This window comes from Parafrankia sp. BMG5.11 (genome assembly GCF_004337455.1).
In genome coordinates, this window is record NZ_SJXI01000021.1 from 67,784 (window position 1) to 89,754 (window position 21,971).

At 73.0% G+C, this 21,971-nt stretch carries 21 protein-coding genes; 5 read left to right on the plus strand and 16 right to left on the minus strand.

Features of this window, described 5'->3' with window-relative positions:
* Nucleotides 1-264 precede the first annotated feature (264 nt).
* Nucleotides 265-825, minus strand: coding sequence for a response regulator transcription factor (locus E0504_RS16600; RefSeq protein WP_165938532.1), 561 nt, complete (start codon nt 823-825; stop codon nt 265-267).
* Nucleotides 826-1,519: 694 nt separating this feature from the next.
* Between E0504_RS16600 and E0504_RS16605 the strand changes: the two genes are divergently transcribed.
* Nucleotides 1,520-2,689, plus strand: coding sequence for a helix-turn-helix transcriptional regulator (locus E0504_RS16605; protein WP_112108473.1), 1,170 nt, complete (start codon nt 1,520-1,522; stop codon nt 2,687-2,689).
* A gap of 182 nt (nt 2,690-2,871) precedes the next feature.
* Here the strand turns inward: E0504_RS16605 and E0504_RS16610 are convergent, their stop codons facing one another.
* From E0504_RS16610 to E0504_RS16645, 8 genes are all read right to left on the minus strand, one after another.
* Complete coding sequence (locus E0504_RS16610; protein WP_041256667.1) at nt 2,872-3,723, minus strand: menaquinone biosynthetic enzyme MqnA/MqnD family protein; 852 nt, start codon at nt 3,721-3,723, stop codon at nt 2,872-2,874.
* A gap of 74 nt (nt 3,724-3,797) precedes the next feature.
* Complete coding sequence (locus E0504_RS16615) at nt 3,798-4,106, minus strand: hypothetical protein (protein ID WP_071066468.1); 309 nt, start codon at nt 4,104-4,106, stop codon at nt 3,798-3,800.
* Nucleotides 4,106-4,495, minus strand: coding sequence for a hypothetical protein (locus tag E0504_RS16620; protein ID WP_131625073.1), 390 nt, complete (start codon nt 4,493-4,495; stop codon nt 4,106-4,108). Before E0504_RS16620 ends, E0504_RS16615 begins: the two co-directional genes overlap by 1 nt.
* A 7-nt stretch (nt 4,496-4,502) precedes the next feature.
* Nucleotides 4,503-5,651: an aminofutalosine synthase MqnE gene (mqnE, locus tag E0504_RS16625; protein WP_041254931.1), complete on the minus strand. Its 1,149-nt coding sequence runs from the start codon at nt 5,649-5,651 to the stop codon at nt 4,503-4,505.
* A gap of 110 nt (nt 5,652-5,761) precedes the next feature.
* A complete protein-coding gene (locus tag E0504_RS16630) occupies nt 5,762-6,064 on the minus strand; it encodes a hypothetical protein (RefSeq protein WP_235014693.1) in 303 nt (100 codons plus the stop codon).
* Between the two features lie 102 nt (nt 6,065-6,166).
* A complete protein-coding gene (locus E0504_RS16635; protein ID WP_020463537.1) occupies nt 6,167-6,943 on the minus strand; it encodes a UbiX family flavin prenyltransferase in 777 nt (258 codons plus the stop codon).
* 8 nt (nt 6,944-6,951) lie between these two features.
* Nucleotides 6,952-7,881 carry a menaquinone biosynthesis prenyltransferase MqnP gene (gene mqnP, locus E0504_RS16640; RefSeq protein ID WP_200835441.1) on the minus strand — a complete coding sequence of 310 codons (930 nt, stop codon included), beginning with the start codon at nt 7,879-7,881 and terminating at the stop codon, nt 6,952-6,954.
* A complete protein-coding gene (locus E0504_RS16645) occupies nt 7,878-9,329 on the minus strand; it encodes a menaquinone biosynthesis decarboxylase (RefSeq protein WP_112108485.1) in 1,452 nt (483 codons plus the stop codon). The genes mqnP and E0504_RS16645 overlap by 4 nt, the downstream gene beginning before the upstream one ends.
* A 339-nt stretch (nt 9,330-9,668) precedes the next feature.
* On the opposite strand from E0504_RS16645, the gene E0504_RS16650 reads away from it, so the two are divergent.
* Nucleotides 9,669-10,085, plus strand: a complete 417-nt coding sequence (locus E0504_RS16650) for a PLD nuclease N-terminal domain-containing protein (RefSeq protein WP_112108487.1) — start codon at nt 9,669-9,671, stop codon at nt 10,083-10,085.
* Nucleotides 10,086-10,146: 61 nt separating this feature from the next.
* Here E0504_RS16650 and ccsB read toward each other — a convergent pair whose 3' ends face one another.
* The 7 genes from ccsB to hemL form a co-directional block, all read right to left on the minus strand.
* Complete coding sequence (gene ccsB, locus E0504_RS16655) at nt 10,147-11,337, minus strand: c-type cytochrome biogenesis protein CcsB (RefSeq protein WP_112108475.1); 1,191 nt, start codon at nt 11,335-11,337, stop codon at nt 10,147-10,149.
* A complete protein-coding gene (locus E0504_RS16660) occupies nt 11,337-13,421 on the minus strand; it encodes a cytochrome c biogenesis protein ResB (protein ID WP_131625074.1) in 2,085 nt (694 codons plus the stop codon). The genes ccsB and E0504_RS16660 overlap by 1 nt, the downstream gene beginning before the upstream one ends.
* Nucleotides 13,418-14,446: a cytochrome c biogenesis CcdA family protein gene (locus E0504_RS16665; protein ID WP_112108477.1), complete on the minus strand. Its 1,029-nt coding sequence runs from the start codon at nt 14,444-14,446 to the stop codon at nt 13,418-13,420. The genes E0504_RS16660 and E0504_RS16665 overlap by 4 nt, the downstream gene beginning before the upstream one ends.
* Before the next feature lie 6 nt (nt 14,447-14,452).
* Entirely contained in the window at nt 14,453-15,010 is a 558-nt protein-coding gene (locus E0504_RS16670) for a TlpA disulfide reductase family protein (protein ID WP_071066476.1), read from the minus strand.
* 294 nt (nt 15,011-15,304) lie between these two features.
* Nucleotides 15,305-16,225: a putative RNA methyltransferase gene (locus tag E0504_RS16675; protein ID WP_112108478.1), complete on the minus strand. Its 921-nt coding sequence runs from the start codon at nt 16,223-16,225 to the stop codon at nt 15,305-15,307.
* A gap of 22 nt (nt 16,226-16,247) precedes the next feature.
* Nucleotides 16,248-16,892, minus strand: coding sequence for a histidine phosphatase family protein (locus tag E0504_RS16680; RefSeq protein ID WP_112108479.1), 645 nt, complete (start codon nt 16,890-16,892; stop codon nt 16,248-16,250).
* Nucleotides 16,889-18,244, minus strand: coding sequence for a glutamate-1-semialdehyde 2,1-aminomutase (gene hemL / locus E0504_RS16685; RefSeq protein ID WP_112108480.1), 1,356 nt, complete (start codon nt 18,242-18,244; stop codon nt 16,889-16,891). The genes E0504_RS16680 and hemL overlap by 4 nt, the downstream gene beginning before the upstream one ends.
* Nucleotides 18,245-18,839: 595 nt before the next feature.
* Here hemL and E0504_RS16690 point away from each other — a divergent pair.
* The 3 genes from E0504_RS16690 (at nt 18,840) to E0504_RS16700 (ending at nt 21,947) form a co-directional block, all read left to right on the plus strand.
* Complete coding sequence (locus tag E0504_RS16690; RefSeq protein ID WP_112108481.1) at nt 18,840-19,604, plus strand: PadR family transcriptional regulator; 765 nt, start codon at nt 18,840-18,842, stop codon at nt 19,602-19,604.
* A 307-nt stretch (nt 19,605-19,911) separates the two neighbouring features.
* Entirely contained in the window at nt 19,912-21,123 is a 1,212-nt protein-coding gene (locus E0504_RS16695) for an ATP-binding cassette domain-containing protein (protein WP_112108488.1), read from the plus strand.
* Nucleotides 21,120-21,947 carry an ABC transporter permease gene (locus E0504_RS16700; RefSeq protein ID WP_112108482.1) on the plus strand — a complete coding sequence of 276 codons (828 nt, stop codon included), beginning with the start codon at nt 21,120-21,122 and terminating at the stop codon, nt 21,945-21,947. The genes E0504_RS16695 and E0504_RS16700 overlap by 4 nt, the downstream gene beginning before the upstream one ends.
* Nucleotides 21,948-21,971: the final 24 nt, after the last annotated feature.

Sequence of the window (21,971 nt, forward strand, 5' to 3'; positions counted from 1 at the left end):
TTGATCCCCGACCGTGACGGCCCAGCCGGCGGGAACGCGCCAGCGCGTCGGCGACGGGCGTCTGTTCGCCCGACCGACGGCTCCAGCAGATGGACCCGGGCAGTCACGATGGCCATGCTCCCACAGATGACGCCCTGACGTCGTGGTTGTGTCGTCACACCCCATCTGGGTCACGGCTCACACACGACGCGCGAACGACCGGGAATTCGAGCCGACGGCACGGCCAGAACCGGGCCGAAGCGGGACGGGGCTCGCCCGTGGGGCTCAGACGAGGCGTGGGCGCCGGCACATCTGCCGGAGCCGGTCGAGCAGCGCGCTGGTGGACAGGTCCTTCTCCATCAGCTCGTCCGCGCCGAGGGCCATGACCTCGTCGCGCAGCGCGCTCTCGGAGAAGCCGGTGAAGATCACCACTCGCGCGTCGGGCGCCGCCATCCGCACATGCGGCAGGGCTCCGATGCCGTCGAGCACGGGCATCGCGACGTCCAGCAGGACGAGGTCGGGCGCGGTCTGGGTGACGACCTCGACGGCCTCCGCCCCGTTCGTCGCCCGGCCGACCACGGTGAAGTCCGGCTCGGTGTCGAACAGGAGGCAGAGGAGCTCGCGCAGCCCGTCGGCGTCATCCGCGATCACGACGCGGAACGGACCGGGCCGGAACCGGCCGCGCCCGGCCGGCGCGCGGGCCACCTCGGCGTCGGAGACACCGGCTCCGTTGAGACCGGCCCCGTTGAGACCGGCTCCCGCGACGCCGACTTCGGGGAGACCGACTTCAGCGGCGCCGACTTCAGCGACGCCGACTTCCGCGTCCGTCGACGGCCAGCAGTCCATCACTCGTCTTTTGTACGCGCCGCGGGCGAGTCGTGCCCATCGTCATTCGGGATGGTTTCGCGGTATGACCCGACCGCGCCGGGTACCCCACCCGTTCGCTCCCACCCAGAAGCACCTGACGGGCCACCCAGAGCGGATACCCGGGCCGGTGCGGCGAATTGTCTCGACCAGGCGGCGAGCGCGGGCTTTTCAGGCCCTATTTCCGATCCGTCGATCAAAAACACTGAAGACACAATCGATTCACAATACCGGAGGGTGGATTCCGGGAAAACAGGGATGTCGCCGCCGGACGGGATCCGGACGGTCGCCGAGCGCATACCAGTCAGCACCCAAACCCACCCCGCACGCCCCGACGGGCAATCCGTCATCCAAGGCAACGATCACGGAGTGTGATCAGATTCGGCGTCACACAGCTACCACACACCAACGGGTCGACGACGACTCTCCGTGTCTAGGACCTTTGGCCCCTAGTCGTCACCTGCGCCAGGCGGAGTATTCTGATCACACAAGGTGATGTCTCGTATCCGTGACCCGAACGGGCCACACCCTTGGAAACCCACCAGGCACACGACGGCAGGCACCAGATCCGTATGGTGCGTGAACGCGGTCGGCTGACCGCACCACGCGTCCAGGCGGGAAGGTGCCGCCGCGTCCCATAACGGTGAGCAGGCGGCCAGCGGAAGGATCGGCGCAGATGCGGCAACGGAGCCGAGGCCGGCAGGGTTCGAGTACCGCGGAGGACATCCTCCCGACGGAGATCCGGCGGCGCCGGTGTGAGCGCGGCCTGTCCCGCGACGAACTGGCCGGGCGGACCGGATACAGCCGCCAGTACATCGGCCAGCTGGAACAGCCCAGCCGGGGCATACCGGCGCGGCCGGTCCTCGCCGCGGTCGACGCGGCCCTGGAGGCCGGGGGCGCGCTCGTCGACCTGCGCGAGGCCGCCATCGCCGAGCGCACCGAGCGGCACCGCCGCCAGCCCGACGCGGAGATCGAGTCCCGCCGGCGGATCGGTGACCTCCTCGACCACCGGCGCTCAGACCGCGAGCTCGACTATCTCGACCGGCTCGCCGCCGACCTCATCGCGGCGGCCGACCTGCTGGACCCGGCCGACCTCACCGCCCAGGTCCTCGACCAGCAGGCCTTCGTCGACCAGCTCCTGCGCACCCCGATGCTGCCGCACCAGCAGTTCCGCCTCTTCATGATCGCGGGCCACCTGGCCGGGCTGCTGGCCATCTCCCTGCTCGACATGGACGAGCTCGCGAAGGCCAGCACCTGCTGCCTGGAGGCCGCGGTGTTCACCGAGCTGACCGGCCACGAGGGCCTGCGTGCGTGGACACTCGCCGTCAACAGCCTCATCGACGCGGCCGCCCGGCACGCCGAGGAGTCCGAGCCCGCGGCGGGGCGGGCCGGGCTCGACGGCCGCCGAGCGGAGCAGGGGCTGGTGGCGACGCGCTCCGCCGGTTCGGATCTGCGGGCCGGCACCCACGCGGCCCGTACCGGCGCGGCGGACAGCCAGGACGGGGTCGACCACCCGCTCGAATCCACCGCCGATCACGCTGGGTACATGGAGGGCCGGGGGCGCGGCGCCGGCATCGCACCTTCGGGTGGCGCGGCCGCCCCGCGCTCGACCTGGAACCACCAGCAGAGCGACGGAGTACCGTCACTTTCCGCGACAGGCGTGAGCGGCGCCGCAGCCGCGCAACAACCGAACCTGGACGAGATGCTGATTGCGCCGGGTGGCCGGGCGACACCGCCTCGGCTCATCGCTCTCGTCAAAAGCCGGATCGCACGTTTCGCGACGGCCAGTGCGCAGCGGGCCACACCCCCGGTGGGTATCTCCCAGGCATTCCGGCCGCCTGTCTAATACGTCACCATTGCGGCGTTGCGAGTAGGTCACCGGGGCGGCCCGGCAAGCCGGCGATCATTAGGTCCGCCGCCGACCGGGATATCCGGGTCGCTTCCCGGCACCGGCGCACCACTCGGGCATTCGTGCCCGCCGCGCCCGGCGCGGATGACTAGACGCGGCGGGCGCGGCGAGAGTCGGCGTCACACCGACGCAAAAACGATCTCGCCGAGCGGTGGCACGTCGCCACGGGCCGCCGCGCGGCGGGCGAACTCCAGGATTCCGGCCTGCTGGCGGGCACCCAGCCGGAAGTCGAGCGTCGTGAAGTAGCGGGCCAGCGTCGCGGGGTCGAACACCTCGAACCGTGCCGCGCGCCGGGCGACCTCGTCCACTTCGAGCAGGGCCGCGTCGAGACTCGACCGGAAGGCCTCGTGAACCTCCTTGACCACGCCGGGATGGGCCGCGGCGAACGAGCGCCGGGCTGCCCAGAGGGCGAACACCATCGGCAGGCCGGTCCACTCCCGCCACTCGCGAGCGAGGTCGAACACCCGCAGCGGATGGCCCGGGCCCGCCCGCTCCGCGTCGTAGGTCGCCCGCAGCGCCACATCGCCGATCGTGACGGCCAGGTCGGCCTCACGCAGCATCAGCGGGATGTCAGGCGGCATGGTCACGTACTGCGGGCGTAGCCCCCACCGCTGCTCGAACAGCATGCGCGCGAGCAGCACACTCGTCCGGGACGTCGAGCCCAGCGCGACGGTGCGGACCTCGCTGAGCGGGAGCGCGCTGGTGGCGACGACCGACAGGACCGGCCCGTCGGAGCCCACGGCCAGATCCGGGAGGACGGCGAGATCCCCGGCGTGCCGGAGATACTCGACGAGGCTGATCGGGCCGATGTCGAGGTCACCGGCGACCAGTGCGTCGCTCAGGCGGTCCGGGGTGTCCTTGGTCAGCTCCAGGTCGAGCAGCGCACCGGAGTGGACCAGGCCCCAGTAGAGCGGCAGACAGTTGAGAAACTGGATGTGGCCGACCCTGGGCCGACCCGGCCGCTCCGCCACTTCCGGCCGCTCCGCCGCTTCCGGGCGCTCCGGCCCGCCACCAGGTCGGTGGTCAGCCAGGCCGCCCGGGGCCGTCACCAGGGTCGGCCGCCGCGCCGCGCCGCGACATTGTCCAGGACGGCCCGGCGCTGGCGCAGCGCCAGCGGGTAGCTGAGCAGGCCGCTGATCACGGCCGCGAGCGCGAACCCCAGCACGCCGCCCACGCCGGCCAGGAACAGCACCCCGAGGACGGCGCCGAACATCGCCGCGCGCAGCGCGAAGTACCGGAGGTTGAGCCCCATGAGCCCGCCCTCACCCGGCGCGGCTCCGGCCCGCCCGCGACCCGCGCCACCCGTGCCGATGGGGTGGCCGCCAGCGGACGGCGACACGTCGTCAGCGGACATCATGCTCTCCGGTTTCTGGCGGGACGCCCCCGACGGCGGCGCACCCAACCGAGCCGTTGCAGGACCGATGGAAAGAACCCCAGCCCGACGATGATCACAAGCAGCCCGAGCAGGCCGGCCGGGCCGATCGCCAGGCCGCACCACCGCAGCAGGCTGTAGGCGACCAGCCCCGGTACCAGGATCACCAGGAACGCGAGCACGAAGATGGAGCCCATCCCAGGCGCGCCCTCCGGGCGGACCGGGCGGACCGGGCGAGCGCCCCCGGGCGGCGGGCCCGCCGGCCCGCCCGCGTGATCCGGCGGGCCGGGCGCCGCCGGCCCGCCGGCCACGACCGGGCTGTCGGGCCGCGATCCGCCGCCCGACCGGGCCGGGTTCTCCTCGAGCGCCATCGCCGGGTCAGGCGTCGATCGAGACGGGGTTGTCCCGCCGGGTGGTGTCCGGACCGTCGTACCTGCGCACGACCCGGTAGCGGGTGTCCCGCTCGACCGGCCGGAAGCCCGCGTCACGGATCACGGATAGAAGATCCTCCCGGGTCATCGTGTTCGGCGTTCCGAAGCCGTCCGCGTCGTGAGTGATCTTGTACTCGACGACCGAGCCGTCGAGGTCGTCGACGCCGAAGTTCAGGGACAGCTGGGCGGTGGTCAGCCCGTGCATCACCCAGAAGCACTTGACGTGATCGACGTTGTCGAACAGCAGCCGCGACACCGCGAACGTCTTGAGAGCCTCCGCACCGGTCGCCATCGGCTGGTTCATCAGGCGGTTGCGGGGATCGCCGACCGAGTCGTGCTGGAAGCGCAGCGGGATGAACACCGCGAAACCGCCTGTCTCATCCTGCAGCTCACGCAGGCGCAGCACGTGGTCGACCCGGTGCCGCGGCTCCTCGACATGGCCGTACAGCATCGTGCACGGCGTGCGCAGGCCCTTGGAGTGCGCGAGACGGTGGATCCGCGACCAGTCCTCCCAGTGGGTCTCGTGGCCGACGATCTTCTGCCGGACCTCCCAGTCGAAGATCTCCGCGCCGCCGCCCGTCAACGACTCCAGGCCCGCGTCGATGAGCTCGTCCAGGATCTCGTCCGCGGAGAGGCCGCTGATCTTCTCGAACCAGTGGATCTCGGTGGCGGTGAACGCCTTGAGCGCGACGCCGGGCAGCGCCTTCCCCAGCTCGCGCAGCGACCGCGGATAGTAACGCCACGGCAACGTCGGGTGCAGGCCGTTGACGATGTGCAGCTCGGTGATCCCGGCCGGCTCCATATCCTTCGCCAGCCGGACGGCCTCCTCGATGCGCATGGTGTAGGCGTCCGACTCGCCGGGCTTGCGTTGGAACGAGCAGTAGGCGCACGAGGCCGAGCAGACGTTCGTCAGGTTGAGGTGCCGGTTCACGTTGAAGAAGGTCTGGTCGCCGTTCTTTCGGGTACGCACCTCGTGCGCGAGACCGCCCAGCCAGGCGAGGTCGTCGCTCGCGTAGAGGGCCTCACCGTCGGCCCGGCTGAGCCGGGCACCGTCGTGGACTTTGGCTTCGATCTCGCGCTTGAGCCCGGCATCCATGCGATCCAGCGTAGCTCCGCGGACCGACAATCCATGACGTCCCGGTCCGCCAGCGGTGCCGTGATCCCCGCCGCAGGCCCGATCGCGGTCGCTGCCCGAACCATGCACAGTCACCCTCGGGAAGCGGGCGGGTTCCCGGTGGAGTCTTCGGCCCTGGCCCGCTCGGCGGACCGTTGCGCGGCCCGCCGCTGCATGCGGCCCAGCGGCCAGGTGAGGAGCCCGGCCGCCGCGAAGCCGATGAGGACGCCGAGCAGCGGGGCCACCCCGACCGCGATGAGGACCACGGTGAGGATCACGAGCACGGCAAGCCGGATCAGGAAGTACGGGAGCTGGACGCGCAGATCCGGGGCGACCTCGGGCTCACGGCGCGGCCGCCGCTGGCTCCCGGAACCCGCCGCTGCCCCGGGGCCCATGGGTGCCCCGGGCCGCGCAGGCTTCGCGGGCCCCGCGGACGCCGGGTTCCGGCCACGTGCCTGTCCGGCTTTCTTTCTCGCCATGACGTTCCCGCCCGTCCCTTATCCGCTGGTCGGGGCGCGCCGCGGCCCGTCCCCCAGGTCTGTTGTACGCGCCGGGGCGGTGCGGGCGGCGCCGAGCTCGCCCGTCCACCGGCGGAACAGGGTGTTGGGAACGCCGGCGGCATCGAGAACCCGGCCGGCGACGAAGTCCACCAGGTCCTCCGCGGCGCGGGCGCCGGCGTAGAAGCCGGGACTGGCCGCGGCCACGACGGCACCGGCGGCGTCCAGGTCGAGCATGTGCCGCAGCGTGGCCCGGGTGTAGGGCATCTCCCGGGGCACCACGACCAGGCGCCGGCCCTCCTTGAGGGTGACGTCCGCCGCGCGCTGGAGCAGGTCCTTGGACAGGCCGAGGGCGATGCCGGCGACCGAGGCGGTGCTCGCCGGGACAACGATCATCCCTTGGGTCGGGTAGGAGCCACTGCTCGGGCGCGCACCCATGTCGTCGGGCGGGTGGACGTCCACCAGGCGGTCGACGCGGGCGGCCACCTCGGCCGCGTCGGCGCGGGGCCGGCCGTCGAGCCGGGTGCGGAGCCAGCTCGCCAGCGGGTCGCGCCAGGCGCCGTCCCGCCAGCCGATGCCGGTCTCGTCGAGCAGGGTGAGCCGGGCCGCGCGGGAGACCACGATGTCGACGGGCAGATCGGCGGCCAGCAGACCGCGCAGGACGGCGGCGGCGTAGGGCGTTCCGCTCGCGCCGCTGACCCCGACGACCCAGGGCCGCCGCGGATCGCCCCCCGTCGCGGGCGGGCCGCCGGGTGCGCCGGCGGCGGATCGGGACATCCCGTGGATCAGCCGGACAGACCGCGGCTGACCAGGTCGGCCAGCGCGAAGGCGAACAGGCCGATCCCCACGAAGCCGTTGGCCGTGAGGAACGCGCGGTTCATCCGGGAGAGATCGGTCGGCGAGACGATCGCGTGTTCGTAGCAGAAGGCCGCCGCGGTCAGCACCAGGCCGGCCCACCACCAGGCACCGAAGTCCTCCAGCAGGCCGAACACGACGAACAGCGCGAAGGTCACGACGTGGGTGACGACCGAGGCCGCGAGCGCGGCCCGGACGCCGAACCGCGCCGGAACGGAGCGCACCCCGATCCGCCGGTCGACCTCGGCGTCCAGGCAGGAGTAGATCAGGTCGAAGCCGCCGATCCAGGTGCCGACGGCGAGCCCGAGCAGGACGGCCGACCACGACCACCGGCCGGTGATGGCGATCCAGGCGCCGACCGGGGCCACGGCCTGGGCGATCGCGAGGATCGCCTGCGGGAAGTCGGTGAACCGCTTCGCGTAGGAGTAGACGAAGAGCGGGGCCACCGCGACCGGGGCCAGTGCCAGGCACAGCCAGGACAGAGCCGCGGCCGAGCCGAGGAACACCGCGAGCGCGACGATCGAGCCGACAACCGCCGTGCGGACGGACACCACTCCGGTGACGAGCTCGCGACCGGCGGTACGCGGGTTGCGGGCGTCGATGGCCCGGTCGATGATCCGGTTCGTGGCCATCGCGAACGTGCGGGCCGCCACCATCGCGACCGTGACGAGGGCCAGGTCGCGCCAGTGCACCGACCGCGAGACCGCGAAGCAGGCCGCGAGCGCCGCCACGTAGGCGAACGGCAGTGCGAAGACGGAGTGCTCGATGACGACGAGCCGCAGGAACGCGCGCACCGGGCCGTGCGTCGGCCCGCCGGAGGCCCGCCCGGGCATGCCTGGGGCGAAGGCGGCGTCGCTCACAGGCCGTACTCCTTCCACCGACGCGTCACCCTGTCCCGGACGGCCTCATCCATGACGATCTCCTCGGGCCATCCGCCGTCGCGCCGGTATCCCTCGGTGGGCAGCTTGCGGGTCGCGTCGACCCCGACCTTGCCGCCGTAGAACTGCTCGTAGGAGGCGTGGTCGAGGTGGTCGACCGGGCCCACCGTGGTGAGCAGGTCGTGCGCGTAGTCCACATTGCCGAACGCCCGCCAGGCGACCTCGTGGTAGTCGTGGACGTCACAGTCGGCGTCGACGACGATGATCAGCTTCGACAGCGAGAGCAGGCCCGCGCCCCAGACCGCGTTCATCACCTTCTGGGCGTGCTTGGGGAACCGCTTCTCGATCGAGACGATCGCGCAGTTGTGGAAGACCCCGGCCTCGGGCAGGTCGTAGTCGACGATCTCGGGGATCATCATCCGGATCAGCGGCAGAAAGATGCGCTCGGTCGCCTTGCCCATCGGCCCGTCCTCCTGCGGTGGACGTCCGACCACGATGCTCTGGAAGACCGGGTCGCGCTGCATGGTCATCACGTCGACGTGCAGCGCGGGGAACGGCTCGATCGGCGTGTAGAAGCCGGTGTGGTCTCCGAAGGGCCCTTCGGGCAGCCGTTCGCCGGGCTCGAGCCAGCCCTCGAGCACGACCTGGGAGTTCGCCGGCACCTGGAGCGGGACGGTCAGGCAGTCGACCATCTCGACGCGCTCGCGGCGCAGGAAGCCGGCGAACAGGTACTCGTCGATCTCGGCGGGCAGCGGGGCGGACGCCGCGTAGGTGACAGCGGGGTCGCAGCCGAACGCGATCGCGACCGGCAGCCGCTCGCCGCGCCGCTCGGCGACGGCGTGGTGGGCGTTGGAGTCCTTGTGGATCTGCCAGTGCATGCCGACGGTGCGGGCGTCGTGCTGCTGCAGCCGGTACATGCCGAGGTTGCGCGCCCCGGTCTCGGGATGCTTCGTGTGGGTCAGCCCCAGGTTGAGGAACGGCCCGCCGTCACGCGGCCAGGCGTGCACGCCGGGCAGCAGGTTCAGGTCGACGTCCGAGCCCTTGAGGACGACGTCCTGGCAGGGAGCGGTGCGGACCTTGCGCGGCGGCAGGGCGGTGAGCTGCGCGGCCTTGCCGAGCGCGTCACGCAGGCCGCCGAAGCCGACTGGCAGCTCGGGGCGCAGCATCTCGCCGATGCGCGTGCCGACGTCGTCGAGGCGGTCGACGCCGAGCGCCGCGGCCATCCGTGCCTCGGTGCCGAACACGTTGATCGCCAGCGGCATGTCGGAGCCGAGGGGCTTGTCGAAGAGCAGTGCCGGGCCGCGTTCGCGGACGACCCGGGTGACGATCTCGGTCACCTCCAGGCGGGTGTCGACGGGAACCCGCACCCGGCGAAGGTCCCCGCTCCGGTCGAGGTGAGCGAGGAACGCGCGGAGATCGGCCCAGGCCATGGCGTCCATCTTTGCAGCGCCGGCGAAGGGCTGCTGGTCGTACCCTGTCCCAGGGCGCTCCAAGCGTCTGGCGCGTCACATTCGCGACCGGTGAACAGCGCCTTCGCGGACCGCTGGGACATGGCGTCCACCCGGGAGGCACACTAGGGACACACGAGACGTTCATCCTGGAAGCCGTGGATCCGACAGAGCGGGTCCGGGAGGCCGGGGGCGGACAGTCCAGCGCCGGTGACCGCGAGGTGCCGGTGCGTCTTCGACAGGGGCACGCCGATCGGCGATGTCCACGGGCAGGTGCGCGGCGGCGCGCCGCTCACAGCGAGTGAGAGGAGCGGTCGGCCGGTGCTGGGTCTCGCGCTGACATTCCTGATCATAGGTGTCTGGGTGTTTTCGGTCATAGACGTGATCGGCACTCCAGCGGACGCGGTCAAGGTCGTGCCCAAACCGATCTGGCTGATCGTGCTGATCGTCTTCTTCTTCCTCGGCTCGGTCTGCTGGTTCCTGTTCGGGCGGCCACGCGTCGCCCACGGCTACGACGGCTACGAGCGCCGTGCGGCCTCGGACCACCCGGCGTTCGGCGGCCGTGGGCCATGGGGAACCGAGCGTGCCGCCGGCGGCCGCACCCGCTCCGGGGTCTCCCGGACAGGGATGCGCCGCCAGGCCGTCCGTCCCGTCGGCCCGGACGACGATCCCGAGTTCCTGCGGGAGCTCGCCAACCGCATCCGCGGCGGCGAGCCCGAGCCGCCCGCCCGCGGCTGACCCCCGACTGCCGGCCCCACGGCCGGCAGCCCAGGGGTCAGTTCCACCCGTTGCCGGTGCCTCAGACCCCGGCGTACGAGTGCAGGCCGCTGATCACCAGGTTCACCAGGTAGTAGTCGACGAACAGCGCGCTGAAGGCCAGCAGCGAGACCGCCGCCGCGCGCCGTCCCCGCCACCCGGCTGTCGCGCGGGCGTGCAGGTACGCCGCGTAGATCACCCAGGTGATGAAGGACCAGGTCTCCTTCGGGTCCCAGCCCCAGTAGCGGCCCCAGGCCGCCTCGGCCCAGATCGCCCCGGCGATGATGGCGAACGTCCAGATCGGGAAGGCGAACGCGATCGCGCGGTAGGTGATCGTGTCGAGGGTGGCCGAGGACGGCAGGCGCATCACGATCCCGCCCCGGCTGCGCATGGCTCGCGACGCCTCGGCGCGGCCGGAGGCCACCTCGGCCAGCCGGTTCTCCCAACGGTCCTTCAGCAGGAACAGGACCGTCGTCACAGCGGACACCAGGAAGACACCGCTGGCGACGATCGCCCCGGCGACGTGGATCCGCAGCCAGTACGAGTTGAGCGCTGGGACGAGCGGCCCCGCCGCGACGTAGAGGACCGTGCCGGCGAAGCCCATGGAGAGCACGACCGGGACCATCACGAAGACCCCGAGCCACCGGATCTGCTGGCGGGTCATCAGGGCCAGGAACGTCGTCACCGCGATCAGGCAGATCATGGACGAGAACTCGTACATGTTGCCCCAGGGAACCCGGCTCGCCGCGATCGCCCGGGTGACCGCCGAACCGACGTGCGCCACCCAGCCGACGATCGTCAGAACCACCGCGATCCGGCCGATCCAGGGCGCGAACCCGGATCCGGCGGCATCGCCACCGCCCGCCGCGACGTCCGAGCCCGCGGCCCCTCCGGCCGCGTCCGCCAGGCCCGCGGTGCCCGCCCCTGCCCGCGTCGCCTTCCCGGGCCTGCCCGGCTTCCCGGCGGCCTCGATGCTGCCCCCGGCGGCCTCGGCGGTGCCGGTGGCGGAGGTCGCGGCGCCGACCAGGATCTCCTGCTTCTCGGCCTGCGCACCGGCCTCGCCGGCGGTCTCCAGCTGCCCGTCACCGTCCGCGGTGGCGGCCTTCCCGGACGGCGTGCCGAGCCGGCTGAACGCGAACTCGGCCGCGTATCCGAGCATCCCCGCCGCGTAGACGGCGACCGACGTCCCGAACAGCAGGTCGGACAGATTGGCCATGCCTTCGTTGACCGGCATCAAGGCTCCCGTTCGCTGGTGGCGCTGATGGTCGTGCTCGTGACCGGGTCGGCCGGCATGGCAGCGGCCGGCTTCTCCCCGTCCGCGGCGGCCCCGTCCGCGGCGGTGTCGGCCGCGGTGGCCTCGGCCTCGGTGGTGTCGAGCCGGATCTCCTCGCTGAGGGCGGCCAGCTCGGCGGCGAAGCCCTGCGCGTCCGATCTGGAGAGGCCGCCGACCTCCACCGTGCTGCCGCCACCGTCCAGCGGGGTCGCCCGCACCCACACCCGGCGGCGCCGCACCCGCAGGCTCGCGACGAGGCCGAGAATGATGACGACGGACGCGCCCAGCACCAGTCCCTTGTAGGGGTCCGACTTGGTCTGGAACGTGGCGAACTCGTGCACGCCGTCCACCTCGAGCGAGAGGCCGCCCGGCAGGCCGGTCAGCGTCCGCTGCCCGGGGTTGTTCAGGGCGACGACCTGGGCGATCCGCTTCTCCCCGGCCGGCCCGGTCATCGGGAACTGGGTCATGTCCCGGGTGTCGACGGCGTAGACGTTCTGCGGGATGCCCTCGTTGAGGTGCAGGTTCCCGACGAACCCGGTGAGCGTGAGCCCGGGCGCCCGCGCCGCCGGAAAGGTGGAGACGTATCCGTGCCCCGGGTCCAGCACGGTGGTCGGGGTGAACACCCCGCTGAACGCGAGCTGCTGCGGCTCCTGGCGCTCCCCCACCGGCGGCAGGCCGGTGTCGGGGATCTTGACCGTGCAGGTCGAGGTGAACATGCCGTCCCGGGGCGTGCAGGGCACATAGGACTCCCAGACGACCGCGCCGGCGGGGTCACGCAGGACGAAGTGCGGCGCGTAGCCGTGACCGATCAGGTAGATCTTCGCGCTGCCGATCCGCAGCGGGTGGTTGACCCGGATCGTGTCGGTGCGCACGGGCGAGCCGATGTCCGACTGGTACGAGACGTCGGCCCGGAAGTCCGCGGGCTGGCCGTTGTCCTGGTACGAGGCGGAGAACTGGTCGAGGGTGAGCGAGAACGGCGGCAGGCCGGCCGCGTCCACCAGCTCGCCGCCGCTGTACTGGTCGTAGGAGATCAGGGTGTTCGCGAACCCGTTGCCGGTGACGACCAGGACGGTGCCCTGGTAGCCGAACCACGAGCCCAGCCCCATCCCGGCGAGGAGCGCGACGAGCGCCAGGTGGAACACCAGGTTGCCGCTCTCGCGCAGGTAGCCCTTCTCCGCGGCGACCGAGTGGTCCGGCGAGCCGTCGGGACGGCGGGCGTCACCAGGCGCGACGGCCACCCGGAACCGCCGCCCGCGGAGCGCCCCACGGGCCAGGTCGACGGCGTCCGGGGCGTCGAGCGGGCTCGTCCAGGTGCTGCCGCCGGGCAGCCGGCCCGGCCGGGCCGGCGCCTTCGGCGGGGCGGTGAACAACGCCCGCGCGTGCCAGTGCACCCGCGACCAGAGACAGCCGATCAGCGAGATGAACAGCAGGAGGTAGATCGCGGCGAACCAGGGCGCGCCGAAGACGTTGAAGACGGAGAACCGGTCGAGCCAGGGGGCGAGCGTGGGGTGCTCGGCGAAGTACTCCTCGACCTTCATCGGGTTGAGGTTGCGCTGGGGGATGAGCGAGCCGGGCACCGCGGCCAGCGCGAGCAGGAAGAGCAGCACCAGCGCGGTGCGCATGCTGGTGAGCTGCCGCCAGGACCGGACCAGCAGCGCGAGCCAGGCGGCGCGCGGCCCTGCGCCGGCTGCACCGGCTGCACCCGCGAAACCAGCGGAACCAGCGGCACCGGCTGCGTCCGCGGAACCAGCGGCACTCGCGGCGCCGGCCGGCCGCGCGTCAGCGCCGGTTTCCTGTCCCGCTTCCGGGACGTCTCCCGGGCCCGTTCCCGAGACGGTTCCGGCTCCCGACTCCGAATCCGCCTTCGGCGCCTCGTCCGGGCCCGTCTCCGGGGCGCTCCCCGCCGGCCCGCGGGCCGCGGGCGGGCGCCGCGACGACGCTCGCGGAGCCGGTGGGTCGAACGCCTCCGGGGCCTCGAGGACCGTCGGATCGTCCGGGCGCAGCCCGTCGACATGTCCTGACGGCGCGGTGGGACGTGTGCTCACAGGGGCGTCTCCGAGAATCCGGGCGCGTAGGGGCGCAGCTCGGCGACAAGGTCGGCCCAGGCTCCGGTGAGCTGCAGAACGCCCACCGTCACCAGCAGGGCGCCGCCGGTCAGCGCGAGGAGTCGGGCGTGGCGGCGAACCACCCGCAGGGCACCGGCGGCCCGGCGGAAGGCCAGGCCGACAGCCAGGAAGGGCAGCCCTAGCCCCAGGCAGTACATGGCGGAGAGGAACGCGCCGCGCCCGGCCGTCGCGCTCTGCGCGGCGAGCCCCAGCACGGCGGCCAGGGTCGGGCCGATGCACGGCGTCCAGCCGAGACCGAACAGCAGGCCCAGCGCGGGGGCGCCGAGCAGCCCGGGATTGGGCATGCGGTGGAAGCGCCACTCCCGGTTGGCCCAGGACATCTGGGAGAACACTCCGGCGAAGCCGAGCCCCATCACGATCGTGACCACACCGAGCACCTGGCTGAGCCCGACCTGGTGCAGGTTCAGCCACTGGCCGAGGCCGCCGAACGCCACCCCGTACGTCACGAACACGACGCTGAAACCGAGCACGAACAGCCCGGTTCCAGCGGTCACCCGGCCGACCCTGCGCAGCTCCCCCAGCCGCCGGACCAGCGCGGACGGCTGCCCGCCGGCGGCCGCCGCAGCACCGCCGGACGGCGGTACGCCGACGGCCGGCAACGCACCGGACCCCCGCCCGGGGCCACCCACGTCGGCCGCGCCTGACATGCCTGACACGCCTGCGGCGGCGGGCGCTCCGACAGCCGCGGGCGCTCCGGCGGCAGCCATCGGCGCGGCGGCGGGCTCGCCCGGCTCCGCGGTCGCGGCGAACGCCGCGGAGCCGGCGGAGGCTGTCTGCGCCGGACGGCGCTGGAGATCCTCGCCGGACAACCCGGTGATGAAGGACAGGTAGCCGGGGACCAGCGGCAGCACGCACGGCGACAGGAAGGACAGCAGCCCCGCCGCGGCCGCGACGGGCGCCGCCAGTAGCAGCGGGCCGTCCGTGACGACGTCCACGACACCCATCCGGAACTAGACCTCCGTCCGGAGCCGCTCGAGCACGGTGGTCAGCTCCGCCGGCAGCACGCCACCGGTGAAGCGCGCGGCGATGCGGCCGTCCGCGTCGAGGACGAACGTCGACGGCAGGCCCGGGGCGACCGGCCAACCGGCGGCGAGCGTGCCGAGCCGGTCGACGATGCTCGGGTACCCGACCTTGAAGTCGCGGGTGAACGCCTTCGCGCTGGAGGCGTTGTCCTTCTCGTTCACCCCGACGAAGGCGACGTCCGGATTCCTGCCGGCGAGTGTGACGAGACCGGGGGTCTCCGCCCGGCACGGGGCACACCAAGAGGCCCAGAAGTTCACCACGACGGGCTTGCCTCGCAGCGAGGCGAGGTCGAGCTGGCTCCCGTCGAGCGTCGCGCCGGACATCCCCGGCGGTTCACGGCGGTCCGCGGCGGGCACGAAGTCCTGCCCGGGTGCCTGTTGAACGAATCCATAGCCCCCGCCACCCGTGGCGTCGACCTTGCTCGCGTTCGCCGAGCAGGCCGCGAGCCCGCCGCCGACCAGCAGCACGGCGGCGACCACGGCCATCACGCGGCGTCTCCGCCCAGTGTCCCGCTCCCAGCCCAGGATGAGCCCGCTCCTTTCGGCATCGCCGACCTTCTACGACCAACCGTAGAACTACGCCCTCCAGAGTAGGTGCCCCGTGAGCCGCACGCGTCAGGGCTTGGCCGCACAGGCCCCGGACGTCCGTCCCAGGACCTTCGACTCGGCCCCGTGGCACTGACGCGATCCAGGCGCTCCAGCCCGGCCGGCACACCGGGACCGCACACCGGGCCGGCTGTGCCGGCAACGCCGGTTCCGGCAACGCCGGCCCGCCACAGGTCAGGCCTCGGGCGCCTGCGCGCGGTCGATGACGAAGGAGGCGGTGACGTCCATCGCGGCCCGGCCGGGGGGCCACACCGCGGCCAGGCGCCGGCGCAGCTCGGGCGCGCCCGTGTGATGCCCGGTGGGGCCCATGAGAGCCACGTCGACGACCTCGTCCACGCCGAGCTGGAGGGTACGGGTCAACGTTTCCCAGGAGAGCTGGGCGAACCGGCCGGAAAGCTCGTCCGCCAGCCGTGCCCGCTTGCCCGGCTGGACGCCGACGAGCCCGAGTGGCTCCCGCAGCTCCGCGAGGTGCCCCTCTCCGGGTGTGACCAGAAGCAGCGTGCCCCCCGGCCGCAGCAGCCGGCGCATCTCCGCGAGGTTGCGCGGCGCGAAGACGTCCAGCAGGACGTCGACGGACGCGTCGGGCAGCGGCCAGCGGTCGGCCACGTCGAAGGCCACGGCACCGATTCGCGGATGGACCCGTGCCGCGCGGCGCAGCGCGTACTTCGACACGTCGACGGCGATCCCGAGCCGCCGCGGCCCCGCGTCCACGACGGCCGCGAGGTGGTGGGCGGTGCCGGCGCCGATCTCCAGCACGAGCTCGGGAGCACCGGCCGCCGGATCACTGACCGCCGGGTGATCGGCTGGCGGAGCATCGGCCGGTGTCCGCCCGCCCCCCGTTCGGGCCGCGGCAAGTTGGACCAGGCGGGCGGTGAGCGGCGCGTAGTGGCCACCCCCGAGGAAGTCGACCCGGGCCTGGACCATCTCGGCGGTGTCCCCGGACACCCGGCGGGCCCGGCCCGTACGCAGGTTCAGGTAGCCGGACCGTTCGACGTCGAAGGAGTGCCCCGCGGCGCACCGCACGGCACCCTCCGGGTCGGCCAGGGGCGCCGCGCAGACGGGGCACCGCAGGAGGCGCAGGGCTGGATGGATCATCCGACGCGGTGGGGGCCGGCCCTCACGCGCCCACGGAGCCGGGCGCGTTGGCGGTGGGCCCGTTGGGCTCGCTGTACTCCACCCGGAGGAGCTCCCCGGCCACGTAGACGGCCGAGGTGACGCTCGCCAGCGCGCACTGCCGCCGGTCCGGGCGGTGCCACAGGTGCTGCTCCTCCAGCGCGCGCCGGGCGATCCACACCGGAAGCTGGTGGCTGACCAGGACAACGTGCCGGCCCCGATGGGCGTCCCGCCACTCGGCGACGCTGCCGAGCATGCGCCCGGCGATCTCCGTGTACGGCTCGCCCCAGGACGGCGTCAGCGGGTTACGCAGCAGCTTCCACATCGCCGGATAGCGGAACACCGCGGGGCCCGCCTCGAAGGTCCTGCCCTCGAACGCGTTGCGGCTTTCGATCAGCCGCGGGTCGACCTGCAGCGGCACGCCGTGCGCCGCCGCGATCGGGGTGGCCGTCTGCTGCGCCCGGTCCAGCGGGCTCGCCACCACCGCGGCGACATCGAAGCCGGCCAGGTACTCGGCGGTGATCTTGGCCTGCCGCTCGCCGGTCTCGGAGAGCCGGTAGCCGGGCAGCCGGCCGTAGAGCACCTTGCTCGGGTTGAACACCTCGCCGTGCCGGACGAGGTGCACGGTCGTGACCTCCGGCCCGCTCACACGGCCCCCCCGCCGACCGCGACCGCCGCGCCCACCGCCACCGCCGCCGCGGCCCGGGCGGCCGCCGGTGCCGCCGCGGCTATCCGTTCGACCGCCTCGTCGTCGTGCGCCGCCGAGACGAACCACGCCTCGAAGGCCGACGGCGGAAGGTAGACCCCCGCGTCGAGCATGGTGTGGAAGAAGGCGGCATAGCGCTCGCTCGCCTGCCGCTTCGCGCCGGCGTAGTCGATGACCGTCGTCGCGTCGGTGAAGAACACGCTGAACAGCGACCCAGCGCTGTTGAGCAGGTGCGGGACGCCCTGCTCGTTCAGGGCGGTGGAGACGATGCCGGCGACGTCGGCGGCGCGCGCGTCGACCGTCGCGTAGACCTCGTCGGTGCAGGCGCGCAGCGTGGCGAGCCCGGCGGCCACCGCGAGCGGGTTCCCGGAGAGCGTCCCGGCCTGGTAGACGGGGCCGGCGGGGGCCAGTCGGGCCATCACGTCCGCCCGGCCACCGAAGGCCGCGGCCGGCAGGCCGCCGCCCATCACCTTGCCGAAGGTGAACAGGTCGGGCACCCAGCCCTCCACGGCGCCCTCCAGGCCCCACCAGCCGGTGCGGGAGACGCGGAACCCCGTCATCACCTCGTCGAACACCAGCAGGGCGCCGTGGGCGTCGCACAGGCGCCGCAGGCCGGCGTTGAAACCGGGCAGCGGCGGGACGACCCCCATGTTCGCCGCGACGGACTCGGTGATGACCGCCGCGATCGTGTCGCCGCGCTCGGCGAAGGTCGCCTCGACCAGGGCGAGATCGTTGTAGGGCAGGACGATCGTGTCGGCGGTCGCCGCGCCGGTGACGCCCGGGGTGTCGGGCAGGCCGAGGGTCGCCACCCCGGAGCCGGCCGCCGCGAGCAGCGCGTCGACGTGCCCGTGGTAGCAGCCCGCGAACTTGACGATCGTGGGACGTCCGGTGAACCCCCGGGCCAGCCGGATCGCGCTCATCGTCGCCTCGGTGCCGGAGTTCACCAGGCGCACCTGTTCGACCGGGGCCACCCGCTCGACGATGAGCTCCGCGAGCTCCACCTCGCCGGGGGTGGGCGTACCGAAGCTGGTGCCCCGGGCCGCGGCCGCCGTGATCGCCTGGACCACGTCGGGATGGGCGTGGCCCAGGATCATCGGACCCCAGGAGCACACAAGGTCCACGTAGGTGCGGCCGTCGGCGTCGACGAGCCGCGGGCCGGACCCGGAGGTCATGAAGCGGGGAGTGCCCCCGACGGCGCGGAAGGCACGCACCGGCGAGTTCACCCCGCCGGGGACGACCCGCTGGGCCCGCCGGAAGAGATCATCGGATGCGGGTGCGGTAGACGGAACCACCATGCCCCCGATCCTCGCAGGTCTCGCCGCGAGCCCGCGCCCGGCGCGGGTGCTGCCGCGGATCCGGCACCGAGAGCGGGAGCGGGAGCGGGGCCGGAGCGGTCGGCACCGACCGAGGCCGCCGGCGGACGGGGGTCTGCCCCGGCCGCCCACCGGCGGCGGCTCCGGTTACCAACTTTCGTCCCGACCCGGCACCTGCGCGCCGGGGACGAACCAGACCCTAATCCTTCATCTACCCGGGTCTTGCTTGGCCGCCAGTGACGATGGTATGCCCCGCCGCGAACTCGACGGGCGCCCGGCGGACCTTGCGGGCCCGGTGGATGTCCTGATGATGCCGGAACCGGGCCCGGGGTGCCTCCGCCCGCACCGATGATCGATAGGCGCGGTTGTCCTAGGCGACCTTCCCCACACGGGCCACCGGCCCGACTCCCCGCTATCCCAGGAACGGCGGTTGACCTTCAGCCATCCGAACCCTGATACTCGGCGGCGAGTAATCGGTACCAAGCAGCACAGAAACACGGGACGCGGGCCAGCAGCCCAGGCACGGGCGGCAGGGGCACCGGCGGCACGCGAGCCACGGGCGGAGGACGGAGAACTCATGGCACGGCGCAGGATGTCGAATCCGCTCGCCCTGGCCGTCCTGGCGCTGCTGAACGAGCGCCCGATGCATCCTTACGAGATCTCGACGACGCTGCGTGAGCGGCGCAAGGCCGACAGCATCAAGCTCAACTTCGGCTCGCTCTACACGGTCGTCGAGAGCCTGGAACGCGCCGGCTGCATCGTCGCGACCCGGACCGTGCGCGAGGGCCGCCGCCCGGAGCGGACGATCTACGCGATCACCGACGCCGGGCGGGTGGAGCTCGACGACTGGATGGCGGAGCTCGTCAGCACGCCGGTGAAGGAGTACACCCGCTTCGAGGCCGCCCTCTCACTGCTCCCCGTGCTGCCACCGGACGACGCCGTCCGCATGCTGAGCGAGCGTCGGCAGCGGCTGCTCGAGGAGTCCGAGGCGGCGAAGGCCACCGCGCGGCTGGCCACGGTCGAGAACCTGCCCCGGATCTTCCGCCTGGAGGGCGAGTACGTCGACGCCCTGCGGGACGCCGAGCTGCGCTTCGTGGACGCCCTCATCACCTCGATCGCCACCCGCGAGCTGGACGGCATCGAGCTCTGGGACGTCTTCCACGCCGACACCGCCCGGCCGGAGGAGATGCACGCGCTGGTCACCGCGGTGAAGGAGAAGATCGCCGGAGGCCGGTGGGGCGAGCTGACACCGGCGCTGCTCGCCGAGATGGAGACGCTCTCCGGCGGGCCCGCGGCGATCGAGGGCGGCGGCGACGGCACCACCGGCGGGGGGCCGCGATGACGACGTGACGACGACGGGTCCCCCGCACCGGTGCGGCAACACCGGCGCCGGGGACCCGCCCGGCGAGCGCCCGACCTCGCGGTGTTTCCACCGCGCGTACCGGACACCTTCCCAGGTCGACGATAACCGTCCCTGGTACGCGGCAAGGCCGGCTCCGCTCGCCCCGGACGGCGCCGCCACGGCGTCCGGCCCCGGACACGGGCCGGACGCGGTCGGCGTGCGCCCTGACAGCGGCCGCGCCGGGATCACCCGGTGCGGCCTGGGCCTGCACCGCCCGAGCGGGCGGCATCACCACCAGGGAAATCCCATGGCAGCACCGTCCAAGGCGTCCGCCGCACCCGCGGCGGGCGCGACGCCCCGGGGGGCCGCGAGCCCGCCCGACCCGACCGCGGCGATAACTGTCGCCGACCTGCACAAGTCGTACCCCGGCCGGGGACGCGGCGCCCGGCCCGTCCCGGCCCTGGCCGGCATCGGCTTCACGGTTCCGGCGGGAACAGTGTTCGGCCTGCTCGGGCCGAACGGGGCCGGCAAGTCGACCACCGTCAAAATCCTGAGCACGCTGTCCCGCGCGGACTCGGGCACGGCCAGCGTCGCCGGCTACGACGTCCGCCGCGATCCCGGCCTGGTACGCCGGTCGATCGGCCTGGTCACCCAGAAATCCGGCACGGATCTGGACGCCACCGGCCGGGAGAACCTCTGGCTACAGGGCCGCCTTTACGGGCTGGGCGGCCCCCGACTGACCCGCCGGGTCGACGAGCTCCTCGACCGTTTCGACCTCGGCGCCGCTGCCGACCGGCTCGCCCGCACCTACTCCGGGGGGATGCTGCGCCGGCTGGACGTCGCCGTCGGCCTCGTCCACCGTCCGTCCGTCCTGTTCCTCGACGAACCGACGACGGGCCTGGATCCACAGGCCCGGTCGGCCATGTGGCGGGAGATCGCCGACCTCACCGCCGACGGGCTGACCATCCTGCTGACCACGCATTACCTCGAGGAGGCCGACCGCCTCGCCGCCAGGGTCGCGATCGTCGAGGGTGGGCGCGTGGTCGTCGAGGGCAGTCCCGACACGTTGCGCAGCGAGCTGCGCGGTGACTCGGTGAACCTCGAGCTCGCCGCCCACCCGGAGGGCGACCGGACGCACGAGGGCGCCGAGCAGGCGGCCCGGATTCGTGAGCTCCTCGCCGCCGTCCCCGGAGTGCTGGACGTGGCCGTCGAGGGCCGACAGGTACGCAGCCGGGTGTCCGGCGGCGCCGCGACCCTGCCGGCGGTCATCGCGGCGCTGGACGGCGCCGGGCTGGCGGTGGCGTCGGCGACGATCGCCAGGCCCTCCCTGGACGACGTCTACCTGCGCCACGTGGGGCGCCGCATGCGGCCCGAAGCCCGTTCCGGGGATCCGGACGCCGCCGCGAACCCTCCGGACACCCCGCCTACACCGGACACCCCACGCACACTGGGCACGGCAGGCCAGCCGGGCACGGCAGGCGAGCACGGTTCGGGCACCGGGCAGGGGGACGTCCGATGAGCAGCTCCGTGCTGCCGGGACCGGCGGCGGGGAGCGCCAGGCCGGCCCGCGTGTCCGGGCGCGGGCAGCTCGCCGCGTTCTTCGTGCGCAACGTGCGCGCGCTGCTGCGCCAGCCGGCCTACCTGTCGATCAGCCTGGTCCAGGCCGTGGTGTGGCTGCCGCTCTTCGGGTCGCTGTTCCGCGGAGTCGCGGACATACCCGGATTCGGCGACGGCTCCTACTTCGACTACCTGACACCGGGCGTTGTGATGATGTCGGCGTTCTTCAGCGCCGGCTGGGCCGGGATGGGCTTCATCACGGACATGGAGCGCGGGGTCATGGACCGGATCCTCGCCGCCCCGGCCAGCCGCTGGGCGATCATCGGTGGCTGTCTTGCCTACCAGGCCCTGCTGACGACCGTCCAGACGATGATCATCCTGCTGCTCGGCTGGGCACTGGGAACCGACTACGGGGGCGGTGCCGTCGGACTGCTCGTGCTGGTCCTGGTCGCGATCGCGCTCGGCACCGTGGTCGCCGCGCTGTCCATGGCGCTGGCGCTGCTCGTCCGCCGTGAGGAGTCACTGGTCGCGGCGACCAACTTCCTCGCGCTGCCGCTGACCTTCCTCTCGACAGCGATGATGTCCCGCGACCTGCTGCCCGGCTGGATCCGGCCGATCGCGCTCGCGAACCCACTGGACTGGGCCGTCTCGGCGGCGCGCGAGACCATCGCCGCCGACCCGAACTGGGCGCTGGCCGGCTGGCGGGTGGCCGCCCTGACCGCCGCCGCCCTGACCGCCGCCGCCCTGGCCACCCAGGCCTTCCGCGCCTACCAACGCTCCCTCTGACCAAACCGGCCTCCGGTCAGGCCG

Excerpts from the sequence above, each read along its gene's own strand:
- E0504_RS16600 (WP_165938532.1), bottom strand. The coding sequence starts at position 825 with ATGGACTGCTGGCCGTCGACGGACGCGGAAGTCGGCGTCGCTGAAGTC.
- E0504_RS16605 (WP_112108473.1), top strand. The coding sequence starts at position 1,520 with ATGCGGCAACGGAGCCGAGGCCGGCAGGGTTCGAGTACCGCGGAGGAC.
- E0504_RS16615 (WP_071066468.1), bottom strand. The coding sequence starts at position 4,106 with ATGTCCGCTGACGACGTGTCGCCGTCCGCTGGCGGCCACCCCATCGGC.
- E0504_RS16620 (WP_131625073.1), bottom strand. The coding sequence starts at position 4,495 with ATGGCGCTCGAGGAGAACCCGGCCCGGTCGGGCGGCGGATCGCGGCCC.
- mqnE (WP_041254931.1), bottom strand. The coding sequence starts at position 5,651 with ATGGATGCCGGGCTCAAGCGCGAGATCGAAGCCAAAGTCCACGACGGT.
- E0504_RS16630 (WP_235014693.1), bottom strand. The coding sequence starts at position 6,064 with ATGGGCCCCGGGGCAGCGGCGGGTTCCGGGAGCCAGCGGCGGCCGCGC.
- E0504_RS16635 (WP_020463537.1), bottom strand. The coding sequence starts at position 6,943 with ATGTCCCGATCCGCCGCCGGCGCACCCGGCGGCCCGCCCGCGACGGGG.
- E0504_RS16645 (WP_112108485.1), bottom strand. The coding sequence starts at position 9,329 with ATGGCCTGGGCCGATCTCCGCGCGTTCCTCGCTCACCTCGACCGGAGC.
- ccsB (WP_112108475.1), bottom strand. The coding sequence starts at position 11,337 with ATGCCGGTCAACGAAGGCATGGCCAATCTGTCCGACCTGCTGTTCGGG.
- E0504_RS16665 (WP_112108477.1), bottom strand. The coding sequence starts at position 14,446 with ATGGGTGTCGTGGACGTCGTCACGGACGGCCCGCTGCTACTGGCGGCG.
- E0504_RS16670 (WP_071066476.1), bottom strand. The coding sequence starts at position 15,010 with ATGGCCGTGGTCGCCGCCGTGCTGCTGGTCGGCGGCGGGCTCGCGGCC.
- E0504_RS16675 (WP_112108478.1), bottom strand. The coding sequence starts at position 16,225 with ATGATCCATCCAGCCCTGCGCCTCCTGCGGTGCCCCGTCTGCGCGGCG.
- hemL (WP_112108480.1), bottom strand. The coding sequence starts at position 18,244 with ATGGTGGTTCCGTCTACCGCACCCGCATCCGATGATCTCTTCCGGCGG.
- E0504_RS16690 (WP_112108481.1), top strand. The coding sequence starts at position 18,840 with ATGGCACGGCGCAGGATGTCGAATCCGCTCGCCCTGGCCGTCCTGGCG.
- E0504_RS16695 (WP_112108488.1), top strand. The coding sequence starts at position 19,912 with ATGGCAGCACCGTCCAAGGCGTCCGCCGCACCCGCGGCGGGCGCGACG.
- E0504_RS16700 (WP_112108482.1), top strand. The coding sequence starts at position 21,120 with ATGAGCAGCTCCGTGCTGCCGGGACCGGCGGCGGGGAGCGCCAGGCCG.